Source organism: Stenotrophomonas nematodicola (genome assembly GCF_009467805.1).
Classification (GTDB): Bacteria; Pseudomonadota; Gammaproteobacteria; order Xanthomonadales; family Xanthomonadaceae; genus Stenotrophomonas; species Stenotrophomonas nematodicola.
Map to the genome: position 1 here is coordinate 70629 of NZ_WIAY01000008.1, position 21801 is coordinate 92429.

General features: G+C 67.9%; 18 protein-coding genes. 8 read left to right on the forward strand and 10 right to left on the reverse strand.

Features of this window, described 5'->3' with window-relative positions:
- Window positions 1-330 precede the first annotated feature (330 nt).
- Complete coding sequence (locus GDJ08_RS18085) at window positions 331-1443, forward strand: catalase family peroxidase (RefSeq protein WP_153165431.1); 1113 nt, start codon at window positions 331-333, stop codon at window positions 1441-1443.
- Window positions 1440-1973, forward strand: coding sequence for a cytochrome b (locus GDJ08_RS18090; RefSeq protein WP_153165432.1), 534 nt, complete (start codon window positions 1440-1442; stop codon window positions 1971-1973). The genes GDJ08_RS18085 and GDJ08_RS18090 overlap by 4 nt, the downstream gene beginning before the upstream one ends.
- A 27-nt stretch (window positions 1974-2000) precedes the next feature.
- Here the strand turns inward: GDJ08_RS18090 and GDJ08_RS18095 are convergent, their stop codons facing one another.
- Genes GDJ08_RS18095 through GDJ08_RS18110 form a run of 4 tightly spaced genes read right to left on the reverse strand, consistent with a single transcriptional unit; the run spans window position 2001 to window position 5511 of the window.
- A complete protein-coding gene (locus GDJ08_RS18095; RefSeq protein ID WP_017357033.1) occupies window positions 2001-2603 on the reverse strand; it encodes a response regulator transcription factor in 603 nt (200 codons plus the stop codon).
- Window positions 2600-3838 carry a sensor histidine kinase gene (locus GDJ08_RS18100; RefSeq protein WP_153165433.1) on the reverse strand — a complete coding sequence of 413 codons (1239 nt, stop codon included), beginning with the start codon at window positions 3836-3838 and terminating at the stop codon, window positions 2600-2602. The genes GDJ08_RS18095 and GDJ08_RS18100 overlap by 4 nt, the downstream gene beginning before the upstream one ends.
- Window positions 3839-3844: 6 nt before the next feature.
- Window positions 3845-4615, reverse strand: a complete 771-nt coding sequence (locus GDJ08_RS18105; RefSeq protein WP_136006672.1) for an ABC transporter permease — start codon at window positions 4613-4615, stop codon at window positions 3845-3847.
- The gene (locus tag GDJ08_RS18110; RefSeq protein WP_017354751.1) at window positions 4612-5511 is read right to left on the reverse strand and encodes an ABC transporter ATP-binding protein; all 900 of its coding nucleotides are present in this window, start codon (window positions 5509-5511) and stop codon (window positions 4612-4614) included. Before GDJ08_RS18110 ends, GDJ08_RS18105 begins: the two co-directional genes overlap by 4 nt.
- A 206-nt stretch (window positions 5512-5717) precedes the next feature.
- Between GDJ08_RS18110 and GDJ08_RS18115 the strand changes: the two genes are divergently transcribed.
- The 5 genes from GDJ08_RS18115 to GDJ08_RS18135 all read left to right on the forward strand — a co-directional run bounded on the left by GDJ08_RS18115 (window position 5718) and on the right by GDJ08_RS18135 (window position 13570).
- A complete protein-coding gene (locus GDJ08_RS18115) occupies window positions 5718-6944 on the forward strand; it encodes an efflux RND transporter periplasmic adaptor subunit (RefSeq protein ID WP_153165434.1) in 1227 nt (408 codons plus the stop codon).
- A 156-nt stretch (window positions 6945-7100) separates the two neighbouring features.
- Entirely contained in the window at window positions 7101-7790 is a 690-nt protein-coding gene (locus GDJ08_RS18120) for an ABC transporter ATP-binding protein (protein ID WP_017354749.1), read from the forward strand.
- Between the two features lie 14 nt (window positions 7791-7804).
- Window positions 7805-8962, forward strand: coding sequence for an ABC transporter permease (locus GDJ08_RS18125; RefSeq protein ID WP_017354748.1), 1158 nt, complete (start codon window positions 7805-7807; stop codon window positions 8960-8962).
- A gap of 15 nt (window positions 8963-8977) precedes the next feature.
- Entirely contained in the window at window positions 8978-10288 is a 1311-nt protein-coding gene (locus GDJ08_RS18130) for an ABC transporter permease (RefSeq protein WP_153165435.1), read from the forward strand.
- A gap of 432 nt (window positions 10289-10720) precedes the next feature.
- On the forward strand, window positions 10721-13570 hold the full coding sequence (locus GDJ08_RS18135) for a TonB-dependent receptor plug domain-containing protein (protein ID WP_017354746.1): 2850 nt from the start codon (window positions 10721-10723) through the stop codon (window positions 13568-13570).
- 281 nt (window positions 13571-13851) lie between these two features.
- Here the strand turns inward: GDJ08_RS18135 and rarD are convergent, their stop codons facing one another.
- Entirely contained in the window at window positions 13852-14760 is a 909-nt protein-coding gene (gene rarD, locus GDJ08_RS18140) for an EamA family transporter RarD (protein ID WP_017354745.1), read from the reverse strand.
- Entirely contained in the window at window positions 14757-15656 is a 900-nt protein-coding gene (gene yedA, locus GDJ08_RS18145; RefSeq protein ID WP_017354744.1) for a drug/metabolite exporter YedA, read from the reverse strand. The genes rarD and yedA overlap by 4 nt, the downstream gene beginning before the upstream one ends.
- A 195-nt stretch (window positions 15657-15851) precedes the next feature.
- On the opposite strand from yedA, the gene GDJ08_RS18150 reads away from it, so the two are divergent.
- Window positions 15852-17195: an MFS transporter gene (locus tag GDJ08_RS18150; RefSeq protein ID WP_017354743.1), complete on the forward strand. Its 1344-nt coding sequence runs from the start codon at window positions 15852-15854 to the stop codon at window positions 17193-17195.
- Between the two features lie 136 nt (window positions 17196-17331).
- Here GDJ08_RS18150 and GDJ08_RS18155 read toward each other — a convergent pair whose 3' ends face one another.
- The 4 genes from GDJ08_RS18155 to GDJ08_RS18170 all read right to left on the reverse strand — a co-directional run bounded on the left by GDJ08_RS18155 (window position 17332) and on the right by GDJ08_RS18170 (window position 21766).
- Window positions 17332-18984, reverse strand: coding sequence for a M28 family metallopeptidase (locus GDJ08_RS18155; RefSeq protein ID WP_153165456.1), 1653 nt, complete (start codon window positions 18982-18984; stop codon window positions 17332-17334).
- An 81-nt stretch (window positions 18985-19065) separates the two neighbouring features.
- Window positions 19066-19998: an MBL fold metallo-hydrolase gene (locus GDJ08_RS18160; protein ID WP_017355372.1), complete on the reverse strand. Its 933-nt coding sequence runs from the start codon at window positions 19996-19998 to the stop codon at window positions 19066-19068.
- Between the two features lie 45 nt (window positions 19999-20043).
- The gene (locus GDJ08_RS18165) at window positions 20044-20382 is read right to left on the reverse strand and encodes a hypothetical protein (RefSeq protein WP_153165436.1); all 339 of its coding nucleotides are present in this window, start codon (window positions 20380-20382) and stop codon (window positions 20044-20046) included.
- An 88-nt stretch (window positions 20383-20470) separates the two neighbouring features.
- Window positions 20471-21766 (reverse strand): tryptophan--tRNA ligase, encoded by a 1296-nt coding sequence (locus tag GDJ08_RS18170; RefSeq protein WP_017355370.1) that lies wholly within the window; start codon window positions 21764-21766, stop codon window positions 20471-20473.
- Window positions 21767-21801: the final 35 nt, after the last annotated feature.

Genomic DNA, 21801 nt, shown 5'->3' on the forward strand with positions numbered 1-21801 from the left:
TCTACGGGGCTGCCTTTCGTTGGGCATCGCGCGGACTGACGCAAGCCGGGTAGAACCCGGCTCTACGGGGCTGCCTTTCGTTGGGCATCGCGCGGACTGACGCAAGCCGGGTAGAACCCGGCTCTACGGGGCTGCCTTTCGTTGGGCATCGCGCGGACTGACGCAAGCCGGGTAGAACCCGGCTCTACGGGGTTGCCGTTGGTTCGGCTTTATCTGGCTTGGCTATCTGCCGACGGATTCTTGTCGAAAATGTGAATATCGGCCGCGCGGCGGTTCTGACACCATGCAGGGGTCGCCACCCACACGTATCGTGAAGGCAGGAACCCGGACATGTCGCTATTCGGCTATACCCGCGCCGGCCAGGAGCCAGGCGCCCCCCGCCCGCCTTCGCCGCTGCTGTGGCTGGCACTGATCGCCCTGATCGCCGGTGTGCTGGTACTGGCGTTCGCCTGGCTGGCCGGCTGGATCGGGCGTGATCGCGCCACCGCGCAGGTCTTCACCGACAGCATCGAAGCCACCGGCCCACCGCATCCCGGCTTCCGCCGTGCGCATACCAAGGGCGTGTGCGTCAGCGGCAGTTTCCAGGGCACGCCGGAGGGTGCCGCGCTGAGTTCGGCACGGGTCTTCCGCCAGTCCCAGGTGCCGGTGCTGGGCCGCCTGTCGATCGGGGGCGGTGACCCGCATGGCGCCGACGCCAACGCGCGCGTGCGCAGCATGGCATTGCAGCTGGTCAGCGACGATGGTCAGGAATGGCGCACGGCAATGAACAGCTTCCCGTTCTTCGCCGTGCCAACCGCCGCCGCCTTCCTTGAACAGACCCGCGCGGGCATTCCCGATCCGGCCACCGGCAAACCGGACCCGGCGAAGATGGCCGCGGTGCTGGAAAAGTACCCGACGGCGCGCGCGTTCCAGCAGTGGGCCAAGACTGCCCCGTGGTCCAACAGCTGGGCCAATACCGACTACAACGGCGTCAACAGCTTCCGCTTCACCGCCGCCGATGGCAGCCACCGTTACGTGCGCTGGAGCATGCGCCCGCAGGCTCCGTTCGTGGCGATGACCGCCGAACAGCGCGCGCAGGCCGGTCTGGACTATCTGGCTGAGGAGTTCGGGCAGCGGCTGACGCAGGGTCCGGTACGCTGGGACATGTGGGTGACAATTGCCGAGGACGGCGACCCGATCGATGATCCCTCGCAGGTGTGGCCCGCGCAGCGTCGCCAGGTGAAGGTGGGCACGCTCAGCCTGGTGGCGATGCAGCCGCAGGCCGAGGGCGCCTGCCGCGACCTCAATTACGATCCGTTGATCCTGCCCAGCGGCATTGCCGGATCGGACGACCCGATCCTGGCCGCACGGTCGGCGGTGTACTCGCAGTCCTTCAACCGCCGCGAGCGCGAAATCGCCAACGGCAAGGGTGCTGCCGCCACCGGCAGGGAGCGTGGGCAATGAAGCACGGCAACGGACACTTCAATCTCACCGCCCGCGTCCTGCACTGGCTGATGGCGGCGATGATCCTGACCATGCTGTTCGTCGGGGTGACGATGGTGGCCTCGCTGCAGTGGCGGCCGGCACTGATCGATCTGCACCGCCCGCTTGGCATCGCGATCCTCCTGCTGGCGGTGGTGCGCCTGGTCAACCGCGTGCGCCACCGTCCGCCACCGCTGCCGGCAGACCTGCCGGCGTGGCAGGCGGCCGCCGCCCATGCCTCGCACTGGGTGCTGTACGCGCTGATGCTGGCCATGCCGCTGATCGGCTGGGCGATGCTGTCGGCCGGCGGCTACCCGATCGTGATGTGGTCCGGGGTCCACCTGCCGGCAATCGTGCCTCACGACCCGGCGCTGTACGCCGCGCTGCGCAACGCGCACAGCCTGCTTGCGTACGTATTGTTCGCCACAGTGGTGGCGCATCTGTCAGCCGCGTTGTTCCACTTGTGGGTGCGCCGCGACGGCGTGTTCCAGGCAATGTCGAAGGGCCGGTAGTGCCGGCCGGGTGCCGGTCGGCCCTGCCTACAGCCAGCCTTTCTGGCGTGCCAGCCGATAGGCCTCGATGCGGTTGGCCACGCCCAGCTTGCCGATGCACTCGGAGAGGTAGTTGCGCACGGTACCGTGCGACAGCCCCAGCTGCGTGGCGATCTCGCTGGCCGAGCGGCCGTCGCCGGACAGGCGCAGCACCTGGCGCTCGCGGTCGTTGAGCGGGTCGGCCTGCGACCACGCATCCAGGGCCAGCTGCGGGTCGATCGCGCGGCCGCCGCGCTGGACCTGGCGCAGTGCATCGGCCAGGTGGTCGGCAGGTGCATCCTTGAGCAGGTAGCCGTACACACCGGCATCCAGCGCGCGGCGCAGGAAGCCCGAGCGGGCGAAGGTAGTGACGATCACCACCTTGACCGGCAGCGCATGGCGGGCGATGCGCTGGGCCAGTTCCAGGCCGGACAGGCCCGGCATCTCGATGTCGGTGACCAGCACGTCCGGGGTGAACCGCTGCACCATCCGCCACGCTTCCTCGCCATCAGCCGCGCTGCCCAGCACCTCGATGTCGGCTTCCAGCCCGAGCAGCGCCGACAGCGCGCCCCGCACCATCGCCTGGTCTTCGGCCAGTACGATGCGGATCATGGCGCACCTCCCGCCGACAGCGGCGTCGGCCCGGCAGGCGTGGCCGGCAGCGCGGCGACGGCGGTGGTGGCCGCCGGCAGCGCGATCCGGACCGAGAGGCAAGTCCCCTCACCGCGTACCGACTGCAGGTGCAGCGTGCCACGCAGCGCCGCCACGCGTTCGCGCATGCCACTGAGGCCGTTGCCATCGGACTGCACGCCGCCGCGGCCATCGTCTCTGATCTGCATCAGCAAGCTGCGACCGTCCTCCTCGAAGTGCACCCAGGCCTGATGCGCCTGCGCATGCCGGGCGATGTTGGTGGCCGCCTCGCGCAGCACCAGCGACAGCGCGCGCTCGATTTCCACCGGCATCGGCGGCGGCGGTGTGTAGTGCAGGTGCACGTGCTGGCACTCCAGCAGCAGCCGTGCCGAGGCGAGCTCGGCGGCCAGGTCACTGGCACGGATGCCGGTGACCGCGCTGCGCACTTCGGCCAATGCCTGGCGGGCAATCGCCTCGGCTTCGGCGACCTCGCGGCGCGATGCGTCCGGATCGCGGTCGAACAGCTTGCGCGAGAGTTCCAGCTTCAGGGTAATCAACGACAGCGTGTGGCCAAGCAGGTCGTGCAGATCGCGACCGATCCGCTCGCGCTCGGCGGTGGCGGCCAGCCGCCGCACTTCCTCCTGCGACAGCTGCAGGGCCGCGTCACGTTCCTTGTTGAGGCTCTCGACGTTGATGATGATGCCGATGATCAACGCCATCGACGGAATCCACACCACCAGTTGCCATTGATACCCCACCCACAGCGCAATGCCGACGAACAGCGCGTTGAGTGCCAGCAGCTGCAGCAGATAGCGCCACAGGCCGCCGTCCCGGCAGGTGCGCAACATCACGCAACCAAAGATGAAATAACTGATGCCGGACGGGTACCACGGCAGCAGCGCCAGCCCCATCGTCACCATCGCCAGCGCATAGCGCGGGCCGTGGTGGCGCGGAGCGAGCAGCAACCGGCCGTACAACGCCAGGAACACCGGATAGGTCAGCAGCGTCAGCCAGAACCACCGCCAGGAGTAGCCGCTGCCGAAGATCGGGGTGAAGAACACCCAGCCGGTCCACAGCAGATGCACCGCGTCGGCCCAGGCCGGTTTGCCGCGGCGCAGGTTGTCGGCCACCGACGAGTCCGGCGCAGGCCGCAGCAGCGTAGCGATCCAGCGCGATGTCACGGGCGGTTCCAGGAGACGAGGGTCAGGCGCGATCATGCCATTTCAGCCCATGCGCCGCAGGCGGCGCCGTGCCAGAGCCAGGGCCACGGCGGTCACGCCCAGCAGCACCCCGACGTGCACCCATGCGCTGCCCTGCGCCGGCTGGCCCACCGCCGGCAGCGCCAGCTGCGCCAGGTGCCAGGTCGGCCACAGTGGCGCCAGGGCGCTGAACAGCGGCGGCAGCATCGACAGCGGCAGCCATAGCCCGGACAGCAGCGCCAGCGGCAGGTAGACCAGATTGACCACCGCCGGCGCTGCGCCGGCACCGACATGGCTGCCGATCAGCAGGCCAATCGCCCCCAGGGGCAACGCCGCGAGCCCGGCCACTGCCAACAGATGCAGCGTTGCCACGGGCGTCACCACCACACCGGCAGCGCTCGCCACCGCAATCAGAAGGGCCGCCACCACGATCGCAAACAGTACCGTCATCAACAGCCGCGCCAGCAGCGGTGCAAGAGGCGGCATCGGCAGCGCACGCTTGAGCGTGAGCAGGCCGCCTTCGCGGTCCAGCGCCAGCTGCACGCCGAAGCCGAACAGCGCCGGTGCCATCGCACCGAACACGCAGTAGGTGGCCAGCAGATACACCGGTGCGTGGCCGCGACCGAGCAGGACCCCGAACAGCGAATAGAACAGCACCGGGAACAGCAGCGACGGCAGGACGAAGCCCGGATAGCGCCAGGCACGGCGCAGCTCGCACAGGATTTCGGCCCGGTAGATCGGCCACGCGGGAGGGAGGTGGGAGGTGGCGGATGTGGCGTGGACGTCGGTGTTCATGCGGCCTCCCGGGTCAGTTCAACGAAGGCGTCGGCCAGGCCGCCGCCATGCACGTCCAGTTCCTGCAGCTGCGGGTCTTCGGCGAGCAGCCGCGCGACCACCGGCTCGGCCGGCTCGGCCAGCAGGTGCAACCGCAGGCCATCGCGCCGCACCTCGCGTACGCCCGGCCACTGCCGCACTGCCGCCTCGTCGAGCGCGCTGCGGCAGCGGATGCGGCGCGGCGCACGCTGCGGGCGGAACTGCGCCAGCGGGCCATCGGCCAGCACCCGACCCTGCTCGATGACCACCACGCGCTGCGCCAGCGCCTCGGCTTCCTCCAGGTAATGGGTGGTCAGCAGCACCCCGCAGCCCTCGCCGGCCAGCTGCCGGATCGCCTGCCACAGGGCCTGCCGGGCCTGGATGTCCAGGCCGGTGGTGGGTTCATCGAGAAACAGCAGGCGCGGCCGCCCGCAGATGGCGATGGCGAACTGCACCCGCCGTTGCTGCCCGCCGGACAGCCGGCCGTAGCGGCGCGATGCCAGGTCGGTGAGGCCGGCCAGCGCCAGACACTCGTCCAGCGGACGGGGATCGGCGTAACAGACGCGCGCCAGGTCGATCAGCTCGGCCACCTGCAGCACCGGCGGCAGCGCGGTGCTCTGCAGCATCACGCCGATGCCCGCGCGGCTGGCGCGGTCCTGTGGATCGCCCCCGAGCAGCTCGGCACTGCCGGCATCCAGGCGGCGCAGACCCAGCAGGACGGAAATCGCCGTGCTCTTGCCGGCCCCATTGCGGCCCAGCAGCGCGAGGATCTCGCCGCGCTGCAGGGAGAATCCCACGCCCTGCAGCGCGGCCACGGCACCATAGTGAACCTGCGCCTGGTGCAGCCGGGCCAGGGGAGACGCAACGGGATCGGACATGGGACACGCTCCGGGACGGGATGGGAACAGCCTCCGCTGTCGCCTTTGCCCCGGACAGTGGCCGTCGTCAGCGCATGCGGGTGACAGCTGTCACTGCCGCTGCGCCAGTCGTACGCGCATGCTGTGCACCACCCGGCGCCCCTGCCGGATTGCCCGAGGACCGCCGTTGCGGTCACACTCGGCCCGATTCCCCGTCCAGGCTCACGATGAACGCATCTGCTGAACTGCTCAAGGAACTCCGCATCGACCGCAAGACCCCGCCGCCGCCCTCGTCCGGGCGCGGCCGCTGGATCGTGCTGGCAGTGGTGGCGGTGCTGCTGCTCGGCGTGATCGGCTGGTTTGTCGCCGGCCGCGAGCGCCCGATCGAGGTGACCACCGCGCCGGTGGTGGCGATGGGCCAGGGCGGCGGCAGCAGCACCGTGCTGGATGCCAGCGGCTACGTGGTGGCCCGGCGCATGGCCACGGTCTCGGCCAAGATCACCGGCAAGGTCCGCGAAGTGATGATCGAAGAAGGCATGCGCGTGGAGGAAGGCCAGGTCATGGCGACGCTGGATCCGATCGACGCCAACGCCCAGCGCAGCCTGTCGGCGTCGCAGCTGGAGGCCGCGCGCAGCCAGCTGGCCGGGCTGCAGGCCCAGGTGGCCCAGGCCGAGGCCGAGGCCGGACGCCTGCAGTCACTGGTCGGCCAGCAACTGGTGTCGCGCTCGCAATACGACCTGGCCATCGCCCAGCGCGAGAGCCTGCGCGCACAGCTGCGCACCGCCCAGCGCAACACCACCGTGGCCAGCGACGCGTTGGCCATCGCCGACCTGGGTGTGGACAACAATATCGTGCGCGCGCCGTTCTCCGGCGTGGTCACTGCCAAGTCCGCGCAACCCGGCGAGATCGTGTCGCCGCTGTCGGCCGGCGGCGGGTTCACCCGCACCGGCATCGGCACCATCGTGGACATGGATTCCCTGGAGATCGAGGTCGAGGTCGGTGAGGCCTTCATCGGCCGCGTGCAGCCGAAGATGCCGGTCGAAGCCACGCTCAATGCGTACCCGGACTGGAAGATTCCCGGCGAGGTGATCGCGATCATTCCCACCGCCGATCGTGGCAAGGCGACCGTCAAGGTGCGCGTGGCGCTGAAGACCAAGGACCCGCGCATCGTGCCGGAGATGGGCGTGCGGGTGAGCTTCCTGGAAGCGGCCAAGCCCCGGTCGGCCGCGCCCAAGGGCGTGCGTGCGCCGGCCTCGGCGCTGGTCGAGCGCGGCGAGCAGACCGTGGCCTTCGTGGTGGGCGACGACCAGCGCGTGCAGCAGCGTACGGTCACCCTCGGCACGGTGTTGAACAACGACCGCCAGGTCACCGCCGGCCTGCGCGCGGGTGAGGTGGTGGTCACCGACCCGCCACCCGCGCTGCGCGACGGCAGCGCGGTCGTGGAAAAGCAATGACGGCCTGAGGCCCGCGGCAGGCGCCTGTCCTGCCGCTCGCCCGCCGATGCGTGTACGCGGCCCCGGCGTGGTTCCGGTGGCGGCGCGATGTGCGATTCCCGCGTGTCGCCCCGGCGCGCGCCTGTCCTCTTTTCACCGATCTCCGGAGAACCGTCCATGTCCACCCTCGTTTCGCTCCGCAACATCACCAAGACCTACCAGCGCGGCCCCGAGAAGGTGCAGGTGCTGCACGGCATCCACCTGGACATCCAGCGCGGCGATTTCGTCGCCCTGATGGGCCCCTCCGGTTCGGGCAAGACCACACTGCTGAACCTGATCGGGGGGCTGGACACGCCCAGCGGCGGCGAGATCGAGATCGAGGGCGAGCGCATCGACCAGATGAGTGGCGGCCAGCTGTCGACGTGGCGCAGCCACCATGTCGGCTTCGTGTTCCAGTTCTACAACCTGATGCCGATGCTGACCGCACAGAAGAACGTGGAACTGCCGCTGCTGCTGACCCACCTCGGTGCGGCCCAGCGCAGGCGCAATGCCGAGATCGCGCTGACCCTGGTCGGCCTTGCCGATCGCCGCAGCCACCGGCCCAACGAACTCTCCGGTGGCCAGCAGCAGCGCGTGGCGATCGCCCGGGCCATCGTCTCCGATCCCACCTTCCTGATCTGCGACGAGCCCACCGGCGACCTGGACCGGCAGTCGGCCGAGGAGATCCTGCACCTTCTGCAGCAGCTCAACCGCGAGCATGGCAAGACCATCATCATGGTCACCCACGATCCCAAGGCCGCCGAGTACGCCACCCACACCGTGCACCTGGACAAGGGCGAACTGGCCGACGCGCCAGCGGCCCACTGACGGAGGATGCCGCGATGAAATACCTCTCGCTGGTGTGGGCCCAGCTGTTCCGCAGCAAGACCCGCACCCTGCTGACGCTGCTGTCGGTCGTGGCCGCTTTCCTGCTGTTCGGCATGCTCGACTCGGTACGCGTGGCGTTCACCTCCGGCGGCAGCGTCGAAGGCGTCAACCGCCTGGTGGTGACTTCGCGCCTGTCGATCACCCAATCGCTGCCGATCCGCCTGGACCCGCAGATCCGCCAGGTCGACGGCGTGCGCGACGTGACCTCGGCCATGTGGTTCGGCGGCATCTACCGGGACCCGAAGAACTTCTTCGCCAATTTCTCGGTGGCGCCCAACTACTTCGACGTCTACCGGGAACTGCAGTTGCCGCCGGCCCAGCTCAAGGCCTTCCAGGACACCCGCACCGGCGCGGTGGTGGGTGAGAGCCTGGCCAAGGAGTTCGGCTGGAAGATCGGCGACACCATTCCGCTGCAGGCCACGATCTTCCCGCGGGGGGGCAGCAACGACTGGCCGCTGCAGCTGGTCGGCATCTACCGCTCCAAGGACCGGGCGCTGGCGGCCAACGAGGAACGCCAGTTGATGATGAACTGGAAGTACTTCGACGAATCCAACGACTACATCAAGAACCAGGTGAGCTGGTACACGGTGACGCTGGACAACCCCGACCACGCCTCACGGGTGGCACAGGCCATCGACGCGATCTCGGCCAACTCCGACCACGAAACCAAGTCGCAGACCGAATCGGCGTTCCAGCAGGCCTTCGTCAAGCAGTTCGCCGACATCGGCATGATCGTCACCTCGATCATGGGCGCGGTGTTCTTCACCCTGCTGCTGCTCACCGGCAACACGATGGCGCAGGCGGTGCGCGAGCGCATCCCCGAACTGGCCACGCTCAAGACCCTGGGCTTCCAGGATGCGACCGTGCTGGTGCTGGTGATGGTCGAGGCGGTCCTGCTGATCGGACTGGGCGGTGCGATCGGGATGGGACTGGCCGCCCTCGTGCTGCCGATCCTCGCACCGATGACGATGGGCCTGCTGCCACCGCAGGTACCGCTGCAGACCTGGCTCATGGGCATCGGCCTGATCCTGGTCATCGGCGTGGTGGTGGGCCTGCTGCCGGCGCTGCGCGCCAAGCGGCTGAAGATCGTCGACGCATTGGCCGGGCGCTGAGCCCAGGAGAACGACATGAAGAAGCATTGGATGGGAAACGCACTGTCGATTCTGCTGCTGGGCGTGGGCCTGGCGGTCTGGGTCGCGCTGCCGTGGTTCGGCGTGCTTGTCGTCGCCGTGGCGATCGCGCTGTGGCTGGCGGTCACCCGCAGCGGGCGGCTGGCCCTGGCGGCCACCCGCATCGGCATCGCCAGCCTGCCGCAGCGGTGGGGCGCCTCCTCGGTGATCGTGGTCGGCATCGCCGGCGTGGTCGGCGTGCTGGTGGCCATGCTGGCGATGGGCGAAGGTTTCCAGGCCACGCTCAACAGCACCGGCGATGACAGCACCGCCATCGTGCTGCGAGGCGGCTCGCAGGCCGAGACCAACTCGGTCATCACCCGCGACCAGGTGCCGTTGCTGTCCACGCTGCCGGGCGTGGCCAAGGACGCGCAGGGACGCGCGCTGATCTCGCCGGAGCTGTCGCAGGTGGTCAACGTGGCCTCCCGGGCCGACGGCACCGACGTGAACGCGCAGTTCCGTGGTGTCGGCGAGATGGCGTGGGCGGTACACGACAAGATGAAGATCATCGAAGGTCGCCGTTTCAACACCGGTCTGCGCGAGATCGTGGTCGGCAAGGGCGCACAGGCGCAGTTCCAGGGGCTGGAGATTGGCAGGACGCTGATGCTGGGCAACCAGGCCTGGACGGTGGTGGGCGTGTTCGCCTCCGGCGACGCGCACGAGTCGGAACTGTGGACCGACGCGGAGACCCTGGCCGCGACCTACCAGCGCAGCGCCTGGCAGTCGATCAGCGTACGCACCGAGGGCAAGGCCGGTTTCGAGCAGTTCAAGGCGGCGGTCGCCGGCGACCCCCGCCTCAAGCTCGATGTTGAAACCACCCGCGCTTACTACGCCAAGCAGGGCGGTGGCCTCAGCACGTTGATCAGCGTGCTCGGCACCGTGATCGGCGCGATCATGGCGATCGGCGCGGTGTTCGGCGCGCTCAACACCATGTATGCCGCCGTGGCTACCCGGGCCCGCGAGATCGCCACGATGCGCGCGATCGGCTTCCGCGGCCTGCCGGTGGTCACCGCCGTGATGCTGGAGACCATGCTGCTCGCCCTCCTCGGCGGTCTGCTGGGCGGCGCGGTGGCCTGGGCGATCTTCAACGGCTACAGCGTGTCCACCATCGGCAGCAACTTCAGCCAGGTGGTGTTCCAGTTCAAGGTCTCGCCGGAGCTGCTGTGGAGCGGTTTGAAGTGGGCGCTCGGCATCGGCCTGGTCGGTGGACTGTTCCCGGCACTGCGTGCCGCACGCCTGCCGATCACCACCGCCCTGCGCGACGGTTGACGCACTGGCAATGAACACGCGTGCGCAGGCGCGCGCACGGGATAGCAATGAGGGAACCGCATGCGCAAGCGTGCGGTTCTTTTTTTTGGCTTGTGTTCATTGCGCGTTTAGTTGCGCCGCACAGTGCGCGATACCGCTTGTTTTTCGAGGTGCGGCGCAGTGTCGCAGGCATTCAAGATGCGCCGGCCGTCGCCGCTATGGATGCGTCCACGTGTCGTGGCGGCGTGCGTGCGCATGCGCGATGCGTGCAGATGAAAAAGGTTTCGTCTGAATGCGCGGATTTGTCAGCGCGTGTTCATTTAAGGCCTTTTTCATGCTTTCAGATGAAAGTAAAAATTTTGAAAAGTCATTAGAATCCCGCCCCCCACGTCGTGGTGTTGTGCCCACGCCGCCCCCAGGGCGAACGATTTTTTTGAGAAAGAGAACGCACGGATGTATTTGAAGACCAATCCGCTGCGCAACGCGATCGCCATCGCGCTTGTCGCCAGCTGCAGTGCCCCCGCCTTCGCACAGAATGCCGCGGACGGCACCACCAACCTCGACCGCATTGAAATCACCGGTTCGCGCATCCGCCAGGCCAGCGTCGAAACCGCGCAGCCGGTCGTGGCGCTGAACCGCGCCGAGATCGAGAAGAAGGGCTACGTCAACGTTGCCGACATCCTGCAGGACGTCACCGCCGCCGGTTCGCCGAGCATGAGCCGTGCGTCTTCGCTGACCTCCTCGCGCGACTTCGGCGGCATGTACGTCAGCCTGCGCAACCTGGGGCCGGAACGCAGCCTGGTGCTGATCGATGGCCGCCGCATGGGCGTCAGCGCCGGCGGTTACTCCGACCTGGCCTCCATCCCGTCCTCGATCGTGGACCGTGTTGAAGTGCTGACCGACGGCGCCTCGGCGCTGTACGGCTCGGATGCCATCGCCGGTGTGGTCAACATCATCACCCGCAGGAACTTCGACGGCGCTGAAGTCAATGCCTACGTCGGCCAGTACGGCCAGGGCGACGGTCAGAAGACCTCCTACAGCGCGACCTTCGGCAAGACCTTCGATCGCGGCTGGTTCACCGTGGGCGGCGAGTACACCGACGAAGATCCGGTGCTGGGCAGCGCGCGTGAGTTCACTGCCTACCCGAACGGCCCGGCACACCCGACCGACGGCCTGAGCGGCATCACCGAGTGGGGCTACGCCACCGTCGGCGGCACCAACATCAGCGTCGGCCCGGGCGGCGATCCGTCGCAGCCGGGCAACTTCAAGCCGGTCGACAAGGCCAACGACAGCAACGCCAAGAGCAACATGAGCCTGCTCACCGGCCTGCAGCGCAAGTCGGTGTTTGCCAACGGCGGTTTCTCCATCACCGACAACCTGCGCCTCGTCGCCGATGCGCTGTACAGCGAGCGTGAGTCGACCAAGCAGCTGGCCGGCTACCCGTACTCGGTCTCGGCCGCACAGGCCCGCAACGGCACCCGTGCCGCCCTGTCCAAGGACAGCGCGTTCAACCATTGGGGCCAGGACGTGCTGTTCGCGCACCGCACCGAGGAAATGCCGCGCGGCACCGAGAACAACCTGACCACCAAGCGTGCCAGCCTGGGTCTGGAAGGCAGCTTCGAAACCGGTTCGCGTTACTGGGACTGGAACGTCAGCTACATGTACAACCGCAATGAAGGCGAGCGCATCGGCACGGGCAGCATGTACCAGCCGAACGTGAACCTGGCCGTCGGCCCGTCGTTCATCGACAGCCAGGGCGTGGCGCACTGCGGCACCGTCGGCAATGTGATCGCCGGCTGCACCCCGTGGAACCCGTTGGCGCCGATGGGCTCCAACAGCGCCGGTTCGCTGAGCCGCCAGGAAGTGCAGGATTTCCTGTTCACCCGTTTCGTCGACAAGATGCAGAGCACCACCAAGGTGGCCAGCGCGAACATCTCCGGTTCGCTGTTCTCGCTGCCGGCCGGTGACATCATGGGTGCGATGGGCGTCGAGCACCGCAGCGAAGAGGCCAGCTACACCCCGGACCAGATGGTGCAGAACGGCCGGATTGCCGGTACCAGTGGCAAGCCGACCCGCGGCGACTACTCGCTCAACGAGGTGTACCTGGAGTTCCAGGTGCCGCTGCTGGCCGACATGGCCTTTGCCCGCGAACTGTCGCTGGACCTGGCCGGTCGCTACTCGGACTACAACAACTTCGGTGCCACCACCAACAGCAAGTTCGGCCTGAAGTGGAAGCCGATCGACAGCCTGCTGGTACGCGCCACCTACGGCACCGGGTTCCGCGCGCCGACCGTGGATGACCTCTACGGCGGCACCGTCACCACGCGCGATTCGTTCACCGATCCGTGCGACACGCTGTTCGGTGCGGCCGCCAAGAGCCCCGACGTCGCTGCGCGCTGCGCGGTCAACGTGCCGGCGAACTTCCGCCAGCAGAGCGCCGACGGCAGCAATGCGATGGTGCCGGGCCAGCAGGCGACCACCGATTTCAACTCGGGTTCCAACCCGGCGCTGAAGCCGGAAACCGCCAAGACCTGGACCGTTGGCGTTGTGTACAGCCCGGAATTCGTCTCCGGCCTGGACCTGAGCCTGGACTGGTGGAAGATCCGCATCAACAACGTGATCGTGGGTGAGTCGGCAACGGACATCCTCAACCAGTGCTACATCCAGGGCAACCAGTCCGCATGCGGCCGCTTCACCCGCTCCACCTCTGGCAAGAACATCGGCCAGGTGACCGCACTGGACCGCACCCTGAACAACGCCGGTTTCCAGGAAACCGCCGGCTATGACCTCAGCGTGCGCTACCGCCTGCCGGAACTGGCGATCGGCAAGTTCGCGATCTCCTGGAACACCACCTATGTGGATTACCTGGAGCGCAAGAGCGACAACATCGACACCACGCCGGTCGAGCAGTTCACCGGCTGGGGCGGCAACTTCCGCGTCCGTTCCAACCTCAACGTGGACTGGACCTACGGCAACCTGGGCATCGGCTGGACCGCGCGCTACTACTCCAGCATGAAGGAGAAGTGCTCGTACGACCTGACCGGCGGCCCCGAATGCAACCTGCCGGACTTCAACTCGGTCTATACCGACGCGCAGCCGAGCAACAAGGTGGGCTCCAACACCTTCCACGACCTGCAGGTGCGTTACGTGCTGCCGTGGAACGGCACCGTGTCGATGGGCGTGAACAATGTGTTCAACCATCAGGGTCCGATCATGTACAGCCAGCCGAACAGCAGCTTCACCTACTACGGTGGCTTCGACATCGGCCGCTTCATGTACATGAAGTACCAGCAGCGTTTCTGATCCAGCGTTTCTGATCCACGGCTTACTCTCTCCAAGCCGTTGATGGAAGTAAGGCGGCGCCCTCGGGCGCCGTCTTTTTTTTGCGCATCGCCTGGTAGAGTCGACCGTTGGTCGGCTGGCCGCGCGCGGCGCGGCAATGGTCGTTGCCGGCATTGCGCCGACGGCAGCCGGGTGGAACCCGGCTCTACGGGGGCGGGCGCGGCGATGATCGTGGACGGCGTTGCGCCTGCGGCAGCCGGGTAGAACCCGGCTCTACGGGGGTGCGGCGCGGCATTCTGGCGTCAGGCGGCCCTGCGTGACCGCCACACGCTGTCGCCGATGAACAGCGCCAGCCCCGTCCAGATCGCGGCGAAGCCGATCGCCTTGGCGGTGTCGAACGGTTCGCGGAAGAAAAACACGCCCAGCAGCAGGCCCAGGCTCGGTGCGATGTACTGCAGGATGCCGACCAGCGACAACGGAATGCGTTTGACTCCGTAGGCGAAACCGATCAGCGGCAGGGCCGTGACCGCGCCGCCCAGGATCAGCAGCGCATCGTTCTGCCAGCCCCATCCCCCGAAGAAGCCGCCGCCGTGCCCGTTCTCGCTCCACAGCGCGAAGCCGATGGCCGGCAGGAACAGGTACAGGCTTTCCACGCCCAGGCCCGCCACCGGGTCGACCGAGATCAGCTTGCGCAGCAGGCCGTACAGCCCGAACGAACAGGCCAGCCCCAGCGCGATCCACGGCGGCGTTCCCGCGTCGAGGGTCAGCCAGGCCACGCCCAGCCCGGCGCAGCCCACTGCCAGCCACTGAAGCCGGCGCAGGCGCTCCTTGAGCACCACCACGCCCAGCAGCACGCTGACCAGGGGATTGATGAAGTAGCCGAGACTGGTTTCGATCACATGCCCGGCGTTGATCGCCCAGATGTACAGGCCCCAGTTGAACGCGATCGCCAGGCTGCTCAGCGCCAGTGTCGGCAATGCCCGCTTCTGCGCGGCGATCGCCTTCCACCAGCCGGTGCCCCCGCTCAGCAGCAGCCAGGCCACCACCAGCACCGTGCTCCAGATGATGCGGTGGGCGATGATCTGCTGCGACGGCACCGCCTTGAGCAGGTGCCAGTAGACCGGTACCAGCCCCCACAGGGTGAAGGTGAACGCGGTGATTGCCAGTCCGCGACGTTGTTCCTGCAGGCTGTGCTGCGGCGACAGGCTCATTTCGCACGCGTCCGGGCGAGGGTCAACACCACCACGCCGGCCAGGATCACCGCCATCGCCAGCAGGTCGTGGCTGCCGAAATGCTCATTGCCGATGATCACGCCCAGGATCACCGCGATCACCGGATTGACGTAGGCATAGCTGGCCACCAGGGCCGGGCGCACGTTGTGCAGCAGCCACACGTACGCGGTGAACGCCACGATCGAGCCGAACACGCACAGGTAGGCCACCGCCGCCAGACCACTGAGGGAGGGCCAGGTGGTGGGACGCTCACCGGTTGCCAGGCCCAGCGCCACCAGCATCACGCCACCGCAGAGCATCTGCCCGGCGGCGGTCATGAACGGGCTGGGCAGGTCCAGCCCGCGCGCCCAGATCGATCCGAATGCCCAGCCGATCGGGGCAACCAGCAGCAGGATCAGTCCCTGCGGCGAGGCGGTCAGGCTGCTGCCCGCGTTGAGCCAGACCACGCCGAGAAAGCCGATCGCGATGCCCAGCCATTCGCCGCGGCTGGCATGCTGGCCGCGCATGGCGGCGAACAGCGCCATCCACAACGGCACCGATGCCACCGCAGTGGCGGCCAGACCCGAGGACACCGTGCGCTCGGCGAGCACCACCATGCCGTTGCCCAGCACCAGCATGGTCAGCCCCATGATCCCGAGATTGCGCCACTGCCGCCGGGTCGGTGCCGGCATGCCACGCCAGCGCAGCACCGCGTACATCAGCGAGCCGGCGATGATGAAGCGCGCGCCGGACACCGTCGTCAGCGGCAGCGCGCCGCCCTCCAGCGCCAGCCGGATACCGAGATAGGTGGACCCCCAGACCACGTAAACCAGCAACAAGGCGAGTACGACAAGGCCGCTCCGGGGAGCAGCCGCTGCAGGTTCAGGTGAAGACATGGCACACCACCATCCGGGGGAGTGGGAATTCTAGGGCACCGCGCTGCCGGCAATCACCCCGGGAAACGGCATGCTGTATCCGTTGCAGGGCATCTGCCGCTGCCGCGCGGGCACCTGTCGTTGACGTGCGATAAGGTAACAAGGAGCTGCCGCCCGGTCAGTTCGACCGTTTTCCAGCCAGGACCCCTACCCTGCATGAGCACGACCATCCCTCCAGCGATTCCGCACGCCGCCTCCCGCGCCGCCCTGCGCCGCTCCATTTCCAACACCCTGAAAGGCTCGGCCGGCAATCTGGTCGAGTGGTATGACGTCTACGTCTACTCGGTGTTCGCGGTGTACTTCGAATCGCAGTTCTTCTCGGCCGCCGACAAGAACTCCACGCTCTACGTCTGGGCGATCTTCGCCGCCACCTTCCTGATGCGCCCGATCGGGGCGTGGTACTTCGGCCGCTTCGCCGACCGCTACGGCCGCCGCCTGGCGCTGACCGTCTCGGTGACGGTCATGGCCGCCTGTTCGTTCCTGATCGCCATCACCCCCACCGCGTCGCAGATCGGCATCTGGGCGGCGGTGATCCTGCTGTTCGCACGCCTGCTGCAGGGCTTTGCCACCGGCGGCGAGTACGGCACCAGCGCCACCTACATGTCCGAAGCGGCCATCCCGGGCCGGCGCGGCTTCCTGTCCTCGTTCCACTACGTCACCCTGGTCGGCGGCCATGTGCTGGCACAGCTCACGCTGCTGGCCATGCTCATGTTCTGGGATAAGCCGCAGATCTCCGAATGGGGCTGGCGCATCGCCTTCGGCATCGGCGGGATCGCTGCGATCGTGGTGTTCTGGCTGCGCCGCACGATGGACGAGTCACTGGGCGAGGACTCCATCGAGGCGGCCAGGACGGGCAAGGCCAAGGCCTCCGGCTCGATGTACGAGTTGTTCGTGCACCAGTGGCGTCCGCTGCTGCTGTGCTTCCTGATCACCGCCGGCGGCACCGTGGCGTTCTACACCTACTCGGTCAACGGGCCGAAGATGATCCAGAGCGCCTTCGCCGGCGACGACGTGATGACCGGCACCCTGATCAACCTCGGCGTGCTGACCTTCCTGATGGTGCTGCAGCCGATCGGCGGCTGGCTGTCGGACATCGTCGGACGCAAGAGCCTGCTGGTGTTCTTCGGCGTCGGCGGCGTGCTGTACACCTGGTACCTGATCACCGAACTGCCCAACCAGCACGACCCGCTGATGGCCTTCCTGGTGCTGGCGATCGGCTTTGTCATCCTTACCGGCTATACCTCGATCAACGCCGTAGTGAAGGCCGAACTGTTCCCCACCCACGTGCGTGCGCTGGGCGTGGGCTTCGGCTACGCGGTGGCCAACTCGCTGTTCGGCGGCACTGCCCCGCTGCTGTACCAGGGCGCACTGAAGACCGGCCATGTCACCTCGTTCGCGATCTATGTCACCGCCGTGATCGCGGTGTCGCTGGTGGTCTATGTGTTCTTCCTGAAGAACAAGGGCCCGAACTGGCTGGATGGCACCCGCACGCACCCGTAGGCGCGGCGACGCGACACGACAGGCATCGGGCGGTGCGGCGGCGGACGCGCCGCAGCGCCCTCGGGCGCTGCGGCTGTCGCAGGGGCGGGTCGGGACGGCGGGAGTGGCAGCGCGGTTCCGGCGCCGGCGCTGAGGGTCAGCGGCGCGCCGACTCACTCTGCTCGCGCACCGCGCGGAACTCCGACCCCTCTTCCCAGTGCGGCCAGCGCCGGCTGTTGGCCAGTTCCGCGCCCAGGTCGTAGACCAGCAGGGTGTCGGCGGCATGGCCGCTGGCGTCCCAGCTCGGGGTCCAGGCGTCGCAGGCCTGGTGGTAGCAGGCGGCGAAGTACGCATCGCGCAGCGCGCGGCCCTTCTCCACCCCGCCGTCGGTCATGTCCAGCCCCGGGCCGATGGTGATGGCGGGCACGCCCAGACGCGCGAACGCGAAATGGTCCGCGCGGTAGAAGAAGCCGGCTTCCAGATTCGGATCCGGCGAATAAGTGCGGCCACGGGCCTTGGCCACGCGCGCCAGGTCGCCTTCCAGCGACACCCGGCCCTTGCCCCACGACGCGATGTCGCGGGTCGGGCCATCCGGGCTGAACATCTCGATGTTGAGCACGGCGGCGGTCTTGTCCAGCGGCGCCAGCGGGTGAGCCGCGTAGTAGCTGGCCCCGAGCAGGCCCTTCTCTTCGGCGGTCAGCGCCACGAAGTACAGCGTGCGCTGCGGCTGCGGGCCGGCGGCGAACACCCGGCCCAGCTCCAGCACGGTGGCCACGCCGGTGGCGTTGTCGATCGCGCCACGGCGGATGCGGTCGCCCTTCGCGTCCGGCTGGCCGATGCCGAACGCATCCCAGTGTGCGGAGAAGATCACCGCCTCATCGGCGTGCGCACCACCGGGCAGCTTGGCCACCACGTTGCGGGTGATCACCTGCTCACGCTTGAGCTTGAAGTTCACCGACAGGCGCGCGTCGCCGAGTGCGACCGGGGTGAACGCCGGCGTCATCGCCCGGCGCTTCTCGGCTTCGAAATCCAGTCCGGCATCGCGGAACAGCTGCTCGGCCAGCGCGCGCTGCATCCAGCCGCGGACCGGCACGTGCTGGGCCAGCGCCTGCTCGGGGGTGCGCTCGATGTCGAACAGCGGCGAGGTACCGGAGCTCTTCACCGTGGCCCAGCCGTACGCGGCCGGCGTGGTTTCATGCACGATCAGCACGCCCTGCGCGCCGCGCCGCGCGGCTTCCTCGAACTTGTAGGTCCAGCGGCCGTAGTAGGTCACCGCCTTGCCATCGAATGCGCCGGGCGCATCGGCCTCGAAATCGGCATCGTTGATCAGCATCACGGCGATCTTGCCGTGCAGGTCGACGTCCTTGTAGTCGTCCCACTGCCGCTCCGGCGCGTCGATGCCATAGCCGACGAACACCAGCGGCGCGTCCTGGATGTCCACCGCCGCCTGCGGCCGCAGGCTCTGCAGCGTCACGTCCTCGCCATTGACAAGCGGATGCGCTCTGCCGTTCTGGCGCAGCTGCGCGCGCACCGGGCCATCGACCTGCGCACGCACCATCGGCACCGGCTGTACCCAGGTGCCGTCCACGCCGCCGGGCTGCAGGCCGTACCTGCGGAACTCCTCGGTCAGGTACTGGACAGTCCGTTCTTCGCCCGCCGACGCCGGCGCGCGGCCTTCGAACGCGTCAGACGCAAGGATGCGCACGTGCCGCGACAGCGCGTCCGGGTCGATGCCGCCACCGGGCAGGTCGTTGGCCGCGTGGGCCAGACCGCCGACGAACAGACAGGACGACAACAGCAGCATGCGCATCGGATTCACGGCAGACACCAGGCGGAAAACGGAAGGCCCGAGTGTAACGTGACACCTGCATGACCGCTGCCCCGGCCGCCCTCAACGCCGGTCGCGATCCAGCCAACAGGCCAGGCCCTGCGCGTTGAGCTCGATGTCCATCGCCAGCACCTGCGTCACCGCCGCATCATCCAGGGGGCAGCCGTGGGCCTGCGCGCGCTCCAGGTACAGCGCGGTCAACGCGGCCACCAGACAGCGGTGGCGGTCCGGCCGTGCATCGCACTGGCGCGCGATGTCGGTCATCGCATCGATCTGCTCGACCAGGTCGGCGGCCAGGCGCGGTACGTCGTCCACGCGGCCGTAGTGGGTCAGGTACATCGCCTGCGGGGAGCGGTCGAGCATGCGCGCGATCGACTGTTTCAGCGGCTCCGGCTCGAACTGCACCGGCGAAGAGGTGGGCAGGATGAACGGCCCGCGCGCGCTGTCCAGCTCGCGGTAGGACAGGCCGAAGGTATCGCCGGTGAACCAGCTCGCGCTGCGCGCATCCCACACGCACAGATGGTGGCGTGCATGGCCAGGCGTGTGCACGCAGTCCAGCACGCGCCCGGCGAGATCGACGCGATGGCCATCCTCGGCAATCACCACGCGTTCGGCCGGCACCGCCAGGATTGGACCGTAGCTGCGCTTGATTTCCGCTTCGCCATACACCTCGGTGGCGCCGGCGATCAGCCGGGTCGGATCGACCATGTGCGGAGCACCGCGCGGGTGTACCACCAGCCTTGCGTTGGGCAATTGCTGCATCAGCAGGCCTGCGCCGCCGGCATGGTCCAGATGCACATGGGTCAGCACCAGCCAGTCGACCGCATCGGCGGGTACCCCCGCGCGTGCCAGCGCCTTGAGCATGGCCGGCACGGCCAGCCCGGTACCGCAGTCGATGAACGCAGCGCGCCCGTTTTCGACCACCAGATAGGCGGCGTCGAAGTCGTCGCGCTGGAACGCGGTATCGATGGTGTGGATGCTGGGGTCGGAGGTCATCGGCTCATCCCTGGCGGAAAATCGGCACATTACGCCACGCCCAGTCTAGGGCGAACCCGCCGCCGGCTTCGATGCGGCTTTGGTCGAACGCCGCGCCAGCACCGGCCCGCGCAGCAGGATCGCGGCCACCATCACCGCCAGGAACGCACCGTAGGCATACAGCACGGCCAGCACCTGCCGCCAGATCGGGCCAGCATCGGACTGCACCACACCGATGTGATGGCCCCACAGCATCGCCAGGATGCTCAGGGCGAAGGCCAGTGCCAGCGCGACGCCGTCGAACAGGCGGCGCGATGGGCCACGTGGCTGCCGCGGAAACAGCCAGTACAGCGTACCCAACAGCACGAACCAGGGCAGGAACAATACCAACGACAACCAGGCCATTGCAGTCTCCCGTGCAGGATGCCCGCATCATGCCATGCGTCGGTGCCGCCGGCGGCAGGGTACCGGCACCAGGCCGGTACCGCTGCGATCAGGCCTGCTCGCGCAACACCTGCAGGGCATCGAGCACGACCGCCACATCGACCTCGACCTTGAACAGCTCGCTCTGCAGGCCATCGCCGTGCGTGGTCTGCTTGAGCACGCCGATCAACTGGCCGGCATCACGCGGCGAATCGAAGGCCTCGCTCTGGATCAGCAGGCTGCCGTCACCGGCCAGCAGCTTGAAGTAGAACCGGCCGTCCTTTTCGCGGTACTGCTTGAACATCGGCGGCGCCGCGCGTGCTTCGCCGCTGTCTTCGCTGGCCACGCCACCGGCGCTGGACAGATCGCGCAGGCCCACCGCATGGCGCAGTTCGGCCAGCAGCGGCACCGCGTACTGCTCGCGCAACTGCTGGCCGCGGCGACGCAGCAGCGCCTCGATCTTCTCCGGCTCGGCCATCAGCGCTTCGTAGCGCTCGCGCAGCGGGGTCAGCTCGGCGTCGATACGCTCGAACAACTGCTGCTTGGCATCGCCCCAGCCGATGCCGTCGGCGAATGCCTGGGCGAACGCAGCCGTCTGCTCGGCAGTGGCGAAGGCCTGGTACATCTGGAACAGCGCCGAGCCCTCGGTGCTCTTGGGCTCGCCGGGTGCGCGCGAGTCGGTGAGGATCGAGAACACCAGCTTCTTCAGCTCCGCGCGCGGCGCGAACAGCGGAATGGTGTTGTGGTAGCTCTTGCTCATCTTGCGGCCGTCCAGGCCGGCCAGCGTGGCCACCTGTTCGTCGATCACCACCTCCGGCAACGGGAAGTACTCCTTGCCGTAGACATGATTGAAGCGCTGGGCGAAATCGCGCGCCATCTCGATGTGCTGGATCTGGTCACGGCCGACCGGTACGCGGTCGGCCTTGAAGATGAGGATGTCGGCCGCCATCAGCACCGGGTACATGAACAGGCCCGCGCTGATGCCGGCATCGTCGTCGAGCTGCTCCTCGCGGTTCTTGTCCACGGCCGCCTTGTAGGCATGGGCACGGTTGAGGATGCCTTTGCTGGCGATGACGGTCAGGAACCACATCAGCTCGGTGGTTTCCGGGATGTCGCTCTGCCGGTAGAACCACACCTTGTCCGGATCCAGCCCGCACGCCAGCCAGCTCGCGGCGATTTCCAGGGTCGAGCGCTGGGTCCGCGCCGGCTCCTGCGCCTTGATCAGGCTGTGCAGGTCGGCCAGAAAGAAGAAGCTCTCGATGCCGGAGGCCTGGCTGGCCGCGATGGCCGGACGGATGGCCCCCACGTAGTTGCCCAGATGGGGGGTGCCGGAGGGGGTGATGCCGGTAAGAACGCGGGTGGTCATGAGGGAATCATTACGGACAGTTGAACGCCCCCAGT

Excerpts from the sequence above, each read along its gene's own strand:
- GDJ08_RS18135 (WP_017354746.1), top strand. The coding sequence starts at position 10,721 with ATGTATTTGAAGACCAATCCGCTGCGCAACGCGATCGCCATCGCGCTT.
- yedA (WP_017354744.1), bottom strand. The coding sequence starts at position 15,656 with ATGTCTTCACCTGAACCTGCAGCGGCTGCTCCCCGGAGCGGCCTTGTC.
- GDJ08_RS18150 (WP_017354743.1), top strand. The coding sequence starts at position 15,852 with ATGAGCACGACCATCCCTCCAGCGATTCCGCACGCCGCCTCCCGCGCC.
- rarD (WP_017354745.1), bottom strand. The coding sequence starts at position 14,760 with ATGAGCCTGTCGCCGCAGCACAGCCTGCAGGAACAACGTCGCGGACTG.
- GDJ08_RS18090 (WP_153165432.1), top strand. The coding sequence starts at position 1,440 with ATGAAGCACGGCAACGGACACTTCAATCTCACCGCCCGCGTCCTGCAC.
- GDJ08_RS18085 (WP_153165431.1), top strand. The coding sequence starts at position 331 with ATGTCGCTATTCGGCTATACCCGCGCCGGCCAGGAGCCAGGCGCCCCC.
- GDJ08_RS18170 (WP_017355370.1), bottom strand. The coding sequence starts at position 21,766 with ATGACCACCCGCGTTCTTACCGGCATCACCCCCTCCGGCACCCCCCAT.
- GDJ08_RS18110 (WP_017354751.1), bottom strand. The coding sequence starts at position 5,511 with ATGTCCGATCCCGTTGCGTCTCCCCTGGCCCGGCTGCACCAGGCGCAG.
- GDJ08_RS18155 (WP_153165456.1), bottom strand. The coding sequence starts at position 18,984 with ATGCGCATGCTGCTGTTGTCGTCCTGTCTGTTCGTCGGCGGTCTGGCC.
- GDJ08_RS18165 (WP_153165436.1), bottom strand. The coding sequence starts at position 20,382 with ATGGCCTGGTTGTCGTTGGTATTGTTCCTGCCCTGGTTCGTGCTGTTG.
- GDJ08_RS18095 (WP_017357033.1), bottom strand. The coding sequence starts at position 2,603 with ATGATCCGCATCGTACTGGCCGAAGACCAGGCGATGGTGCGGGGCGCG.
- GDJ08_RS18130 (WP_153165435.1), top strand. The coding sequence starts at position 8,978 with ATGAAGAAGCATTGGATGGGAAACGCACTGTCGATTCTGCTGCTGGGC.
- GDJ08_RS18125 (WP_017354748.1), top strand. The coding sequence starts at position 7,805 with ATGAAATACCTCTCGCTGGTGTGGGCCCAGCTGTTCCGCAGCAAGACC.
- GDJ08_RS18120 (WP_017354749.1), top strand. The coding sequence starts at position 7,101 with ATGTCCACCCTCGTTTCGCTCCGCAACATCACCAAGACCTACCAGCGC.
- GDJ08_RS18115 (WP_153165434.1), top strand. The coding sequence starts at position 5,718 with ATGAACGCATCTGCTGAACTGCTCAAGGAACTCCGCATCGACCGCAAG.
- GDJ08_RS18105 (WP_136006672.1), bottom strand. The coding sequence starts at position 4,615 with ATGAACACCGACGTCCACGCCACATCCGCCACCTCCCACCTCCCTCCC.
- GDJ08_RS18100 (WP_153165433.1), bottom strand. The coding sequence starts at position 3,838 with ATGATCGCGCCTGACCCTCGTCTCCTGGAACCGCCCGTGACATCGCGC.
- GDJ08_RS18160 (WP_017355372.1), bottom strand. The coding sequence starts at position 19,998 with ATGACCTCCGACCCCAGCATCCACACCATCGATACCGCGTTCCAGCGC.